This window comes from Luteimonas gilva (assembly GCF_005239095.1).
Taxonomy (GTDB): domain Bacteria; phylum Pseudomonadota; class Gammaproteobacteria; order Xanthomonadales; family Xanthomonadaceae; genus Luteimonas_C; species Luteimonas_C gilva.
Genome location: NZ_SZUA01000001.1, coordinates 172,483 through 185,962, shown reverse-complemented (window position 1 = coordinate 185,962; position 13,480 = coordinate 172,483). Strand labels below are relative to the sequence as shown.

Below are 13,480 nucleotides of genomic sequence, written 5' to 3'. Positions count from 1 at the left end.
GAATTCTGCGGGAAAAGCTTCCGGAGCGTCACCCGATGCGTTTGCAGGCCCTGCCCGCGTTCGACGACAACTACATCTGGGCCTGGATCGGCGACGGCGGCCGGGCCTTGATCGTGGACCCCGGCCAGGCCGAGCCGGTGCTGGCGGCCGCCGGACAAGGCCTGGTGCCGGAGGCCGTCCTGCTGACCCATCACCACGGCGACCACATCGGCGGCGTGCCGGAGCTGCTCGCACGTTGGCCGGAATTGCCGGTGCTGGCTCCGGACGACGAACGGATCGATGCCGCGACCGCCCGCATCGGCGGCGGCGATACCGGCGAGCTGCTGGGACGGAGCTTCGAAGTGCTGGCCATCCCCGGCCATACCCGCAGCCACATCGCCTTCCATTTCAAGGGCGACGACCCGCTGTTGTTCTGCGGCGATACTTTGTTCAGCCTGGGCTGCGGGCGGATGTTCGAAGGCACGCCTGCGCAGATGTTGGCTTCGCTGGACCGATTGGCCGCTTTGCCCGGCGGCGTTCGTGTGTGTTGTGGCCATGAGTACACCTTGGCCAACGCCCGCTTCGCCGCCGCGGTCGAACCCGGCAACGCCGCGCTGGCCGCACGCAGCGCCGAAGCGGCCGCATTGCGCGAACAGGGCCGGCCGATCTTGCCGAGCACCCTCGCCCAGGAACGCGCCGCCAACCCCTTCCTGCGCGTCGACGAGCCCGCGGTGAAGGCGACGATCGCGCAACGCTTGGGCCGCGAACCGGAAGGCCGGATCGAAACCTTCGCCGAACTGCGGCTATGGAAGGACGGGTTCCGCGCATGATCCGCGCCGGCCTGCTCGCAGTGGCGTTGACGGCGGCTGCGCCCGCGATGGCGCAAGCCGACGCTATTCCGATCGCGCAAACCGCACCGGCCGCCGAAGCGGGCCTCGCCACACGCAGCGGTTTGGACATCTACCGCCGCTTCCGCGAACACCTCGCCGATCCCAACTGCGAAGGGGATGCGGTCAGCGCGCGCTGGCGCCAGCATTTCGCATCGGCGCCGAAGAAATTGAGCAACCCCGACAGCGACGTGCTGCCGCTGTTCGGCTACGTCGTCGACGCGCTGATCGAAGCCGACTTGCCCACCGAATTCGCGCTGATCCCGTTCGTGGAAAGCGGCTACCAGCCCGGCGCGCGCAGCGCCAGCGGCCCGGCCGGACTGTGGCAGTTCATCGCCGTGACGGCGCGCAACCACCAAGTGCCGGTGCGCGCCGGTTACGACGGACGCTTGTCGCCGGTCGATTCCACCCGCGCCGCCGTGCGCTATCTGAAGACATTGCACGGCATGTTCGCCGGCGATTGGCGGCTGGCGGTGATGGCCTACAACGCCGGCGAGTACCGCCTGCTGCAATCGTTGCGGCGCAGCGGGCAGAACGCGCGCAATGCGCGGCCGGCCGAATTGGCGGGCTTGTCCGGCATCACCTACGCCTATGTGCGCAAGCTGCACGCGCTGTCCTGCCTGATGGAACAAGCCGACGACCGCGCCGAATGGCTGCGCGCGATCGACCGCCCTGTGCCGATACTTGCCGCGCAAACCTGGCCCGACGGCGCGAACAGCCTCGACGCCTGGGCGAAGTTGCGCGCACTCGATGCGGACGCGCTGAAGCGACTCAATCCGGCCTTCGCGCAAGGCCGCGGCGACCGCGAGCGACGCGTGCTGGCGCCGGCCAGCGGCGGCGCCCAGCCCGTGCTGGCCGAACTCGGCGATGCGAGCGCGGCGGCGGCGATGCCAATCCTGATCGCGCCCGCGACGGAGAAAACGGCCCCGCGGACGCACACGGTCGTGCGCGGCGATTCGTTGTCGAAGATCGCCCGCAAATACGACGTGGGCGTGGACGACCTGCGCAAGCGCAACGGACTCGACGCCAAGAGCGCGATCAAGCCCGGGATGGTGTTGAAGTTGGACGAATAGTCCCTTGTGGGAGCGGCTTCAGCCGCGAACTCTTCAAGATCCCGGCGACCCGGCAAAGCTCGCGGCTAAAGCCGTTCCCACAAAAAAGCGGCGACATACGGCGGCGTCCGTTCCCGAAAACTCGACTCCGCAGCCCCTCGGCGTCAAACTTGGCGCCTGCTCCGCAACCGACAAGGCTTCCCATGGGCTTCCTGCAAGGCAAGCGCGCGCTGATCACCGGCATCGCCAGCCAGCGTTCCATCGCCAACGGCATCGCCGAAGCGATGCGCCGCGAAGGCGCCGAACTGGCCTTCACCTATCAGAACGACAAGCTCAAATCGCGCGTCGAGGAAGCCGCCGCCGAGTACGGCTCGGACATCGTGATCCCGCTGGACGTCGCCGACGACGCCCAGATCCAGGCCTGCATCGCCGAACTGGGCAAGCGCTGGGACGGGCTGGACATCCTCGTGCATTCGATCGGCTTCGCCCCGCGCGAAGCGATCGAGGGCGGGTTCCTGGACGGCCTGACCCGCGAGAACTTCCGCATCGCACACGACATCTCCGCCTATTCGCTGTCGGCGCTGGCCAAGGCCGCGCGGCCGATGATGCAGGGCCGCAACGGCAGCATCCTCACGCTCAGCTATCTCGGCGCCGAACGCGCGCTGGCGAACTACAACGTGATGGGCGTGGCCAAGGCGGCGCTGGAAGCCAGCGTGCGCTATCTGGCGCTGAACCTGGGTCCGGAAGGCACCCGAGTCAATGCGATCTCGGCCGGCCCGATCAAGACGCTCGCAGCGGCGGGCATCGCCAACTTCCGCAAGATGCTCGGCCACGTCGAAAGCTATGCGCCGTTGCGGCGCAGCGTGACCATCGAGGACGTCGGCAACGTCGCCGCGTTCCTGTGCTCGGATCTGGCGGCGGGCGTGACCGGCGAAATCACTTACGTCGATGCCGGCTACAACATCCTCGGCATGACCGGCGTCGGCGACGAGCACTGACGCCATTCTTCTGCGCGGGGCGAATGCGCCCCGCACCTCGTAGGCGCGAATTTATTCGCGCGCTTTTTCGAAGAGCATGCGAATAAATTCGCACCTACGGAAATTCGAGAGCAGCGGGGCAAGCCCCGCTCTACAAAGCGGGCATCGCGAAAAGGCCGGTTACAGCCGGTCTTCCGCCACTTCCACTTTCATCCGCTTGCGCACGGCGTTGACGTAAGCCTGGGCCGCGTCGATGCCCTTCATTTGCGCCATCTGGCCGCGCATCTGATCGCGTTGCGCGGGCTGCAGAGCGTCCTTCGCTCCCGGCTCGACCTTGCTGACCGCGAACACCACGTGGCTGCCGTCCGCCAGATCGGCCTTGCCGGCCGACACCTTGCCGGCCGCAGGCTTGGCCACGGCGAAGATCGCCTGGTTCGCTTCCGGACTGGGAATCGGCGCACCGCGCGGCAGACCCGGGATTGGGGTCGCCTGCAGGCCTTGCGAAGCGGCCACCGCTTCCAAGGTTTCGCCCTTGGCCACGCGCGCCAGGAACGCATCGGCCGCGGCCGCGGAGGCTTTCTTCGTGCGGTCGGCGCGGATCGCGGCGACGATCCGGTCGCGCACGTCCGCCAGCGGCTGCGCGCGCTCGGGCTTGTGGTCGACCACGCGGATCAACACCGTGTGGTTCGGCGCGATTTCGATCGGGTCGCTGACCGTGCCGTCCTGCACCAGCGTTTCGGAGAACGCGGCGCGCTGCACGGCCGGATTGGCCGCCAGGCCGGTGCCGCCGCCGCGCGGGAACGGACCCAGCTTCTGCACCGGCAGATTCATTTCGCGCGCCGCGGGTTCCAGCGCGGTCGGATTCTTGTAGACCAGGTCGACCAAGCGGCCGGCCATGTCGTTGAAGGCCTTCTCGCGATCGGCTTCGGCTTGTTCCTGCGCCAACTGGTCGCGCACTTGTTCGAACGGAAGCTGCTGGCCGGTCTTGATCTGGCCGAGCTTGATGATGTGATAGCCGAATTCGGTCTTGACCGGGCCGCTGACCTGATCGGGCCGCATCGAGAACACCGCATCTTCGAACGGCTTGGCCAAACCCGCGCCCTTTTCGACGAAGCCCAGATCGCCGCCGGCGGCCTTCGAACCCGGGTCGTCCGAATTGGCGCGCGCCAATGCGGCGAAATCCACGCCCGGACGCTTGGCCTGGTCGGCGAGCAGCGTCGCCTTCTGCTCCGCGGCCTTCGCCGTCGCGGCGTTGGCCTTGGGATCGACCGCGATCAGGATGTGCGCGGCCTGGCGTTGCTCGGTCGCGGCGAAGCGCGCCTTCTCCGCATCGTAGCGGCGGCGCAATTCGGCCTCGTCGGCTTGCGGCACGGGCAGCGTGGCGGCGTTGAGTTCGACGTATTCGATGCTCGAGCTTTCGGGCGCGCGGTATTCGGCGGCATGCTCGCGATACCACTTCTGCATCTCGGCGCCGCTGACAGCGCCGGTGTCGGGCGCCGGCGCCGGCAACTGCACGACGGCGACGTCGCGCTTTTCGCCGAGCAGCGCCAGCATGCGGTCGAGTTCGGACGCGGTCACGAACGAGGATTCGGACAGGCGGCTGGGCACCTGCGATTGCAGCAGGCTCTCGCGCACCAATTGCTGGAACTGCAGCGGCGTACGCGGCGGATTTGTGGATTGCAGCGCCAGCTGGTAGCGCTGCGCATCGAACTTGCCGTCGACCTGGAACTCGGGGAGCGATTGGATGGTGTCGCGCACCTCGGCGTCGCTCACCACGATCCCGGCGCGGTCGGCGTTGATCCGCATGACGCGCTCGTCGATCAAGCGATCGAGCAACGCACGCTTGTTCTCCACGGTCTCGAACGCGCGCGCATCGAAGGCTTCGCCGGCCGCGGCGCGCTGCTGCTCGCGCTGTTGTTCGAAGCGGGTGCGGAAATCTTCGACGCTGATGTCTTCGTGCTTCCACACCCACCACTTCAACGGCCCCCAATTCGGCGCCGATGCCCACCATGTCGGCGGCGTGGACACGCGCGCGGCGAAGGTGTCGACCCGCTGCTGCAGGTATTGCTCGACGCCGAAGAAAGCGAAGGGGACGAGCAGCAGCGCCAGGATGACTTTGGCGATCCAGCTCGAGGACTTGTCGCGGAGGCTCTGCAGCATGGGCGGTCCGGGCCGTTGATTCACGTAGCCGCGCAGTTTAACCGCTCCTCACCCCCGGGCGCCGGATGGGCCGCAAAAAGCGAAGGCGCCCTTGCGGGCGCCTTCGGATGTAGTGGCGGAGTGGACGGGACTCGAACCCGCGACCTCCGGCGTGACAGGCCAGCATTCTAACCGACTGAACTACCACTCCGCTGTGTGAAGCTATTTTGCCCTGCTCTGTCCACTCTGCCAAGAAAAGAAGCTTTTCTTGGAAAGTCCGGCCATGGATGGCCGGGCTCTTGCGGAGGGACCCGCGTATGACGGGCTCTGGCAGAGGGACCTGCGTACTGGTGGGTGCTGAGGGTTTCGAACCCCCGACCCTCTCCGTGTAAAGGAGACGCTCTACCGCTGAGCTAAGCACCCGAGCGACCCGGCCGGCCCTAAGGCCCGCCGGGAGCCCGCTAGTTTACGGCATCCTTGAGGGCCTTGCCAGCCTTGAAGGCCGGATTCTTCGAGGCCGGGATATTGATCGGCTCATTGGTCCGGGGATTGCGGCCGGTGCGCGCGCCGCGCTTGCGCACGGTGAAGGTTCCGAAACCGACCAAGGTGACATCGTCCCCCTTCTTCAATGCCTTGCTGACCACGGCGATGAACGCATCGACCGCGCGGCCGGCGTCGGCCTTCGACAGATCGGATTCGCCGGCGACGGCATCGACCAATTCGCTTTTATTCATTATTCGAACTCCTGTGCGGTCTCTACCGCTGGATGATGTGGCCGGATATCTCCCCGTTGCGGCGATGCCGCAATCGCATCCGGACGGACGTGCCTCGATGCGCATCCACGGCGCGCATCTCGGTTGCCGTCGTTATACCAGCGCGATTTTGGGGGCGCAACACGAAAACCGCGAAAAAATACGGTTTTTCTCGGGCTTTTCGCCCATTTCGCGCTTGCGCGCGACGCGCGAGTGGTGTAGCCGACGGATGGTATCTCGCGATACCGCTTTAGTAGGAGCGGCTTTAGCCGCGAGCTCTTTCACAAGATCGCGATCATGCTGGAAGAGCTCGCGGCTAAAGCCGCTCCCACAAAAAAGAAGGCGCCCGGAGGCGCCATCTTTCTTTCGGATCGTCGCATCGCGTCAGTGCTTGACGTCCTGCTGCTTGATCACCTTCTCGTTCTCGCGCACCACTTCCTCGACGCCTTCGGTGACCACCTTCGGCGTCAACGGACGTTCGAGCGCCAGGTCCAGCACTTCGTCGATCCACTTCACCGGCACGATCTTCAGGTGCTGGGTGACGTTCTTCGGAATGTCGGCCAGATCCTTGCGGTTCTCATCCGGGATGATGACGGTCTTGATGCCGCCGCGCAGCGCGGCCAGCAGCTTCTCCTTCAGGCCGCCGATCGCGGTGATCTTGCCGCGCAAGGTGATCTCGCCGGTCATCGCCACGTCGGCGCGCACCGGCACCTTGGTCAACACCGACACCAGCGAAGTCGCCATGGCCGCGCCCGCGCTGGGGCCGTCCTTGGGCGTGGCGCCGTCGGGCACGTGCACGTGCACGTCGAGCTTCTGCAGGAAATCCAGCTCGATGCCCAGCCGCTCGGTGCGCGCGCGCACCACCGACAGGGCGGCCGAAGCCGATTCCTTCATCACATCGCCCAACTGGCCGGTCAGGATCAATTGACCCTTGCCCGGCACCAGGGTGGACTCGATCTGCAGCAGATCGCCGCCGACTTCGGTCCAGGCCAGGCCGGTGACCAGGCCGATCTCGTTGTCCTGCTCCGCGCGGCCGAAGTCGTAACGCTGCACGCCCAGGTACTTCTCCAGGTTCTTGGAGGTGACGCTGGTCGTCTTCTCCTTCGCCTTAGGGCCGGCCAGCGCGATCTCCTTGACCACCTTGCGGCTGATCTTGGCGATCTCGCGTTCCAGGTTGCGCACGCCCGACTCGCGCGTGTAATAGCGCACGATGTCGCGGATCGCGCTTTCGGCGATCTTCAGCTCGCCTTCCTTCAAGCCGTTCGCCTTCAACTGCTTGGGCACCAAATAGCTGGAAGCGATGTTGAGCTTCTCGTCTTCGGTGTAGCCGGGAAGGCGGATCACTTCCATGCGGTCCAGCAGCGGGCCCGGAATGTTCAACGAGTTCGACGTGGCGACGAACATCACCTCGCTCAGGTCCAGGTCGACCTCGAGGTAGTGGTCGTTGAACGCGTTGTTCTGTTCGGGATCGAGGACCTCCAACAGCGCCGAAGACGGATCGCCGCGGAAGTCCATCGACATCTTGTCGATCTCGTCGAGCATGAACAGCGGGTTCTTGCTGCCGGCCTTGTTGAGGTTCTGCACGATCCGGCCCGGCATCGAACCGACATAAGTGCGGCGATGGCCGCGGATCTCGGCCTCGTCGCGCACGCCGCCCAGCGACATGCGCACGAATTTGCGGTTGGTGGCCTTGGCGATCGACTGGCCGAGCGAGGTCTTGCCCACGCCGGGCGGGCCGACCAGGCACAGGATCGCGCCCTTCATCTGCTTCACCCGCGTCTGCACGGCCAGATATTCGAGGATGCGTTCCTTCACCTTCTCCAGGCCGTAATGGTCCGCGTCCAGCACTTCCTGCGCGACCTTCAGGTCCTTGCGGATCTTGCTGCGCTTCTTCCACGGCACGCCCAGCAGCCAATCCAGATAATTGCGCACGACCGCGGCTTCGGCCGACATCGGCGACATCTGCTTGAGCTTGTTGAACTCGTTCTTGGCCTTGGTTTCCACCGGCTTGGGCATGCCGGCTTCGGCGATCTTGCGCGCCAGCTCGTCCAGGTCGTTGGGCGCTTCGTCCAGCTCGCCCAGCTCCTTCTGGATCGCCTTCATCTGTTCGTTGAGGTAGTACTCGCGCTGCGACTTCTCCATCTGCGACTTGACGCGGCCGCGGATGCGCTTCTCCATCTGCTGCACGTCGATCTCGCCGTCGACGAAGCCGACCAAAAGTTCCAAGCGGTCGGCGATCTCGATCGTCTCCAGCAGCTTCTGCTTGTCGGACAAGCGCACGCCCAGGTGCGCGGCGATGGTGTCCGCCAGGCGGCCGGGCTCGTCGATGCCCGACAGGGTTTGCAGCAATTCCGGCGGCAGCTTGCGATTGGTCTTGACGTACTGCTCGAACAGCGACATCAGCGACCGTCCCACCGCCTCGACCTCGCGGCCTTCGCGCTGATCGGTGGAATCGATCACCACGCCGGTGCCGGTCAGCGAGCCGTCGCGCGAGACGACCTTGTCGACGCGCGCGCGTGCTACGCCTTCGACGAGCACCTTGATGGTGCCGTCGGGCAGTTTCAGCAGCTGCAGCACCTGCGCCAGCGTGCCGATCGAATACAGATCGTCGCCGGCCGGATCGTCGGTTTCGGCCGATTTCTGCGCGACGAGCAGGATGCGCTTGTCCGCCTCCATCGCCTGATCGAGGGCTTGGATCGATTTGTCGCGGCCCACGAACAACGGAATGACCATGTGCGGGAACACGACCACATCGCGCAGCGGCAGCACAGGCAGTTGCAGGGTTTCGTGTTCGGTGCGGTCGGGCATGAAAAACTCCGGGTAAATACGCGCTGCGGCCGCTGGGGCCGCCGTGGTCGATTTATGGGGTTGGCGCCGGAGGGATGCAAGCGCCGCGAGCGGACGGAAACGGGCATGTAACGCTGTAACCCTTACGGATCAGGCGTTTGCAGGGTATTTGAAACCTAGTGTTGCGCTGAGTGGTCATTTTCCTTCTCCCGCCGGGAGAAGGTGGCGCGAAGCGCCGGATGAGGGTTCGGGGAAGTGAAATTCGACCAACTCGCTGTATCAAGCGTCAGTTGACGCTTTAAATCGCGATCTTGAGCCGCGTCGCTTCGCCGGACCCTCACCCCAACCCCCGCTCCGCGCCCCGGCCCGCGTCAGCGGCGCGGGCGTTCAACCGCACGCGCGCCAGTGGCGCGCAAGCCATGCGGTTCACCCCGACGGAGAGGGCTTTGTGTCACTCGGCCGAAGCCACTTTCGGTTGTGCCGGGACGTTTTCGTAGATGAGATACGGCTCGGACTTGTGCTCGATCACCGATTCGTCGACGACGACCTTGCTGACGTTCTCCAGCGAAGGCAGTTCGTACATCGTATCCAGCAGCACCGATTCGACGATCGTGCGCAAGCCGCGCGCGCCGGTCTTGCGCTTCAGCGCCTTCTTGGCGATGGCCAGCAGCGCGTCCGGGCGGAACTCGAGTTCCACGCCTTCCATCTCGAACAGGCGCTTGAACTGCTTGCTGATCGCGTTCTTGGGCTCGGTGAGGATCTTCACCAGCGCCGCTTCGTCCAATTCCTCGAGCGTGGCGACCACCGGCAGGCGGCCGACGAATTCGGGGATCAAGCCGAACTTGATCAAATCCTCGGGCTCGACGTTGGCCAGCACCTTGCCGGTGTCGGTCTTGCGCTCGGAGCTCTTCACCTTGGCGCCGAAGCCGATGCCGCCGGCCTCGGTGCTGCGCTGCTGGATGATCTTGTCCAGGCCGGCGAACGCGCCGCCGACGATGAACAGGATGTTGCGGGTGTCGACCTGCAGGAATTCCTGCTGCGGATGCTTGCGCCCGCCCTGCGGCGGCACGCTGGCGATGGTGCCCTCGATCAGCTTAAGCAGCGCCTGCTGCACGCCTTCGCCGGACACGTCGCGGGTGATCGACGGGTTTTCGCTCTTGCGCGAGATCTTGTCGATCTCGTCGATGTAGACGATGCCCTGCTGCGCCTTCTCGACTTCGTAGTCGCACTTCTGGAGCAGCTTTTGGATGATGTTCTCGACGTCCTCGCCCACGTAGCCGGCTTCGGTCAGCGTGGTCGCGTCGGCGATGGTGAACGGCACGTTGAGCAAGCGCGCCAGCGTCTCGGCCAGCAGGGTCTTGCCCGAGCCGGTCGGGCCGACCAGCAGGATGTTGGACTTGGCGAGTTCGACGTCGTCGGCCTTCTGCCGGCTCTCGATCCGCTTGTAGTGGTTGTACACGGCCACGGCGAGCGTCTTCTTCGCGCGCTGCTGGCCGATGACGTACTGGTCCAGCACGTCCAGGATCTCGCGCGGCTTGGGCAGCGAGCTGCGCGCCGATTGCGACTTCTCCTCGAGCTCCTCGCGGATGATGTCGTTGCACAGCTCGACGCATTCGTCGCAGATGAACACGCTCGGGCCCGCAATGAGCTTGCGGACCTCGTGCTGGCTTTTGCCGCAGAACGAGCAGTACAGGATCTTGTTGCTGTCGCCGGAACGGCCTTGACGGTCTTCGGTCATGCCCCTATCGCCCACTCATTCATAACGTTACGGTTCCGAGAATAGCACCGGACGGGCGGATTGCGCCCGTCCGGAAGTCAGGATCGGCTCCCGGCGGCCCGAAGGCCGCTTCTGGAGCCGGAAAACGGCTCAGGCGGCCTGAACGGAGTCGTCCGGGCGCCGGTCGAGCACGTGGTCGATCAGGCCGTATTCGCGGGCCTGTTCGGCGCTCATGAAACGGTCGCGTTCCATGTCGCGCTCGATCTGCGCCAGCGGCTGGCCGGTATGGTCCACGTACAGCTGGTTCAAGCGCTGGCGCAGGTAAAGGATTTCGCGCGCGTGGATTTCGATGTCGGTGGCCTGGCCGCGCGCGCCGCCGGAGGGCTGGTGGATCATTACCCGCGAGTTCGGCAACGCGTAACGCTTGTCCTTGGCGCCCGCCATCAGCAGGAGCGAACCGGCGCTGGCCGCTTGGCCGACGCAGATCGTGCTCACGTCGGGCTTGATGTACTGCATGGTGTCGTAGATCGCCAGGCCCGCGGTGACCACGCCGCCGGGGCTGTTGATGTACAGGCTGATGTCCTTCTCCGGATTCTCCGATTCCAGGAACAGCATCTGCGCGATCACCACGTTGGCGACGTGGTCGTCGATCTCGCCGACCAGGAACACCACCCGCTCCTTCAACAGCCGCGAATAGATGTCGTAGCTGCGTTCGCCGCGGCTGGTCTGTTCGACCACCATCGGGACGAGGTTCAAAGCGGTAGTGCGGTCGTTCGTGTCGATCATTAGTGGCTCTTTGTTCTTTCCTTCTCCCACCGGGAGAAGGTGCCCGAAGGGCGGATGAGGGTTCGGCGAAGCGAGAGTTTCGAAGTTAGCGGCGCGGCCTGGAACAGACGCCGCTTCGCCGAACCCTCACCCCCACCCCTCTCCCGATGGGAGAGGGGCTCAAATCACGCGGGCTGGATGGTTTCCTCGGCGCGGCGCTCGAGCACCTGGTCGATCAGGCCGTACTCGCGCGCGGCTTCGGCGCTCTTGAAGTTGTCGCGCTCGGTGTCGTGGGCGATGGTCTCCAGCGCCTGGCCGGTGTGCTTGGCCAGGATCTCGTTCAAGCGCTGGCGCATGCTCAGGATCTCGCGGGCGTGGATGTCGATGTCCGTCGCCTGGCCTTGGAAACCGCCCAGCGGCTGATGGATCATCACCCGCGAATTCGGCAGCGCGTAACGCTTGCCCTTGGTGCCGGCGGCGAGCAGCGTGGCGGCCATGCTCGCGGCCTGGCCGATGCACATGGTGCTGACGTCGGGTTTGATGAACTGCATGGTGTCGTAGATGGCCATGCCCGCGGTGACGATGCCGCCGGGCGAGTTGATGTACAGGCTGATTTCCTTCTCCGGATTGTCGGCTTCCAGGAACAGCAGTTGGGCGACGATCACGTTGGCCATGTGGTCGTCGATGCCGCCGACCAGGAAGATCACCCGTTCCTTGAGCAGTCGCGAATAGATGTCGTACGCGCGCTCGCCGCGGCTGGTCTGTTCGACCACCATCGGCACCAGGTTCAGGGCTTTGATTCGGTTGTCCATTTTCGTTCGCACCGGCGAAAAATTCGGAAGATGCGCCCAAGTTGGGGCCGAAACGGCCGGAGCGCAAGTGGCAACGGTTTTTGCGGCAGGACGTAGCCCGGTAAGCGCAGCGCACCCGGGACCCGTCGCATGTCCCGGGTGCGCTGCGCTTACCCGGGCCACGTCCTCCCACTGTCCCAAAAAGCGACATCCCGGACGGGCCGGGATGTCGTTTCGCAAACTTAATCGGCGAGCCGGGCGTTTTTTATTGCCGGATCGCGTCGCTGAACGACAACGGCTGCTCGGTGTGCTGGGCGCGCTCGGCGATCCAGTCGATCACCTGCTCTTCCATCACCCGCGCCTGCAAACCGGCCATCAGCTGGCGGTCGTTGCGGTACAGCTCGACGACCTGCTCGGGCTCTTCGTAGGTCGAAGCGATCAGGCGCAGGGTTTCGTTCAAGCGGCGCGGCTCCAGGCGCAGATCGTTGCGGCGCGCGATCTCGCCCACCAGCAGGCCCACCAGCACGCGCTTGCGGGCCGCTTCCATATACGGACCCGGCGCCTGCTCGATGCGTTGGCCCTGTTGCGCAGCCTGCTGCGCGGCGTTGGCGGCCATCGCGCGGGCTTCGTTCTCGACCAGACGCGGCGGCATCTCGACCTGCGCGTAGGCGGCGACCAACTGCTCGCCCACTTCGCGGCGCAACCGGTTCATCAGCGCGCCCTTCAGCTCGCGCTCCAAGTTGCTGCGGATGTCGGCGCGGAAGCGCTCCATCTCGCCGCTCTTCACGCCGAAGCTGCGGATGAAAGCCTGATCGACTTCCGGCAGCTTGGCTTCGGCGATGTTCAGCGCCGTCACGTGCATCTTCGCGGCCTTGCCGGCCAGCTGCGCGACCGGCCAATCGGCCGGGAAATCGACGTCGACGACCTTCTCTTGATCCTTGGCCAAACCGGCCAGGGCCGATTCGAGCGGCGCGAACATCATGCCGGAACCGATTACGGTGCTGCCGCGCTCGGTGCCTTCGGCCGGCAGGCGCGCGCCGTCGGCTTCGGACCACATTTCGAGTTCGACCAGATCGCCTTCCTTCGCCGCGCGCTCGACCGGAATCCAGTCGCGGCGCTGCAGGCGCAGGTTCTCGATCATGCGATCGATGTCGGCCTCTTCCACTTCGGAAGTGTTGCGGACGACTTGCAGCTTGGCGACGTCGATGTCGCCGAAATCGGGCACCACTTCGAACGTAGCCACGTATTCCAGCTGGCCTTCGGCGGCTTCCTTGTTCGGCACGATCTGCGGATTGCCGGCGATGCGGAACGACTCGTTGCGCACGGCGTTGTCGAAGCCTTCGCGCAGCAGGTTGTCCACCACCTCGTTGCGGACCTGGTCGCCGAAGCGCTGTTCGATCACCTTGGCCGGCACCTTGCCCGGGCGGAAGCCCTTGATCTTCGCGTTGCGCGCGATCTCGCGCAGGCGGCCGCCGACCTCGCTGTCGATGCTCTCCGCCGGCAGGCGGAAGGTGATGCGGCGTTCGTGGTTGCCAATGGTTTCGACCGAGACCTGCATGTGCGCTCCTGCCGCCGCGGTTTATGGACCGCGGCGCGATGTTGGGGATTCGGACCGGATCGGCACCCGTTCAGCC

General features: G+C 65.4%; 10 protein-coding genes and 2 tRNA genes. 3 read left to right on the top strand and 9 right to left on the bottom strand.

All coding sequences use genetic code 11. From position 1 onward, the window contains the following. The first annotated feature begins 35 nt into the window (after positions 1-35). From gloB to FCE95_RS00815, 3 genes are all read left to right on the top strand, one after another. A complete protein-coding gene (gene gloB / locus FCE95_RS00825; protein ID WP_137265115.1) occupies positions 36-809 on the top strand; it encodes a hydroxyacylglutathione hydrolase in 774 nt (257 codons plus the stop codon). Next, a complete protein-coding gene (locus tag FCE95_RS00820) occupies positions 806-1,939 on the top strand; it encodes a lytic transglycosylase domain-containing protein (protein WP_137265114.1) in 1,134 nt (377 codons plus the stop codon). The genes gloB and FCE95_RS00820 overlap by 4 nt, the downstream gene beginning before the upstream one ends. 182 nt (positions 1,940-2,121) lie before the next feature. Continuing rightward, on the top strand, positions 2,122-2,916 hold the full coding sequence (locus tag FCE95_RS00815; protein ID WP_137265113.1) for an enoyl-ACP reductase FabI: 795 nt from the start codon (positions 2,122-2,124) through the stop codon (positions 2,914-2,916). Between the two features lie 159 nt (positions 2,917-3,075). On the opposite strand, the gene FCE95_RS00810 is transcribed toward FCE95_RS00815, so the two are convergent. The 9 genes from FCE95_RS00810 to tig form a co-directional block, all read right to left on the bottom strand. Continuing rightward, positions 3,076-5,055 (bottom strand): SurA N-terminal domain-containing protein, encoded by a 1,980-nt coding sequence (locus FCE95_RS00810; protein WP_137265112.1) that lies wholly within the window; start codon positions 5,053-5,055, stop codon positions 3,076-3,078. A gap of 113 nt (positions 5,056-5,168) precedes the next feature. Then, a tRNA-Asp gene (locus FCE95_RS00805) sits at positions 5,169-5,245 on the bottom strand. Positions 5,246-5,382: 137 nt separating this feature from the next. After that, positions 5,383-5,457, bottom strand: a tRNA-Val gene (locus tag FCE95_RS00800). Between the two features lie 38 nt (positions 5,458-5,495). Next, a complete protein-coding gene (locus tag FCE95_RS00795; protein WP_137265111.1) occupies positions 5,496-5,768 on the bottom strand; it encodes an HU family DNA-binding protein in 273 nt (90 codons plus the stop codon). A 402-nt stretch (positions 5,769-6,170) separates the two neighbouring features. Further along, positions 6,171-8,594 (bottom strand): endopeptidase La, encoded by a 2,424-nt coding sequence (gene lon, locus FCE95_RS00790; RefSeq protein ID WP_137265110.1) that lies wholly within the window; start codon positions 8,592-8,594, stop codon positions 6,171-6,173. A gap of 430 nt (positions 8,595-9,024) precedes the next feature. Beyond that, positions 9,025-10,311, bottom strand: a complete 1,287-nt coding sequence (gene clpX / locus FCE95_RS00785; protein ID WP_137265109.1) for an ATP-dependent Clp protease ATP-binding subunit ClpX — start codon at positions 10,309-10,311, stop codon at positions 9,025-9,027. A gap of 129 nt (positions 10,312-10,440) precedes the next feature. Beyond that, positions 10,441-11,076 (bottom strand): ATP-dependent Clp endopeptidase proteolytic subunit ClpP, encoded by a 636-nt coding sequence (clpP, locus tag FCE95_RS00780; protein WP_137265108.1) that lies wholly within the window; start codon positions 11,074-11,076, stop codon positions 10,441-10,443. A gap of 164 nt (positions 11,077-11,240) precedes the next feature. Next, a complete protein-coding gene (clpP, locus tag FCE95_RS00775) occupies positions 11,241-11,867 on the bottom strand; it encodes an ATP-dependent Clp endopeptidase proteolytic subunit ClpP (RefSeq protein WP_137265107.1) in 627 nt (208 codons plus the stop codon). Between the two features lie 244 nt (positions 11,868-12,111). After that, positions 12,112-13,404, bottom strand: coding sequence for a trigger factor (gene tig, locus FCE95_RS00770; protein ID WP_137265106.1), 1,293 nt, complete (start codon positions 13,402-13,404; stop codon positions 12,112-12,114). Between the last annotated feature and the right edge of the window lie 76 nt (positions 13,405-13,480).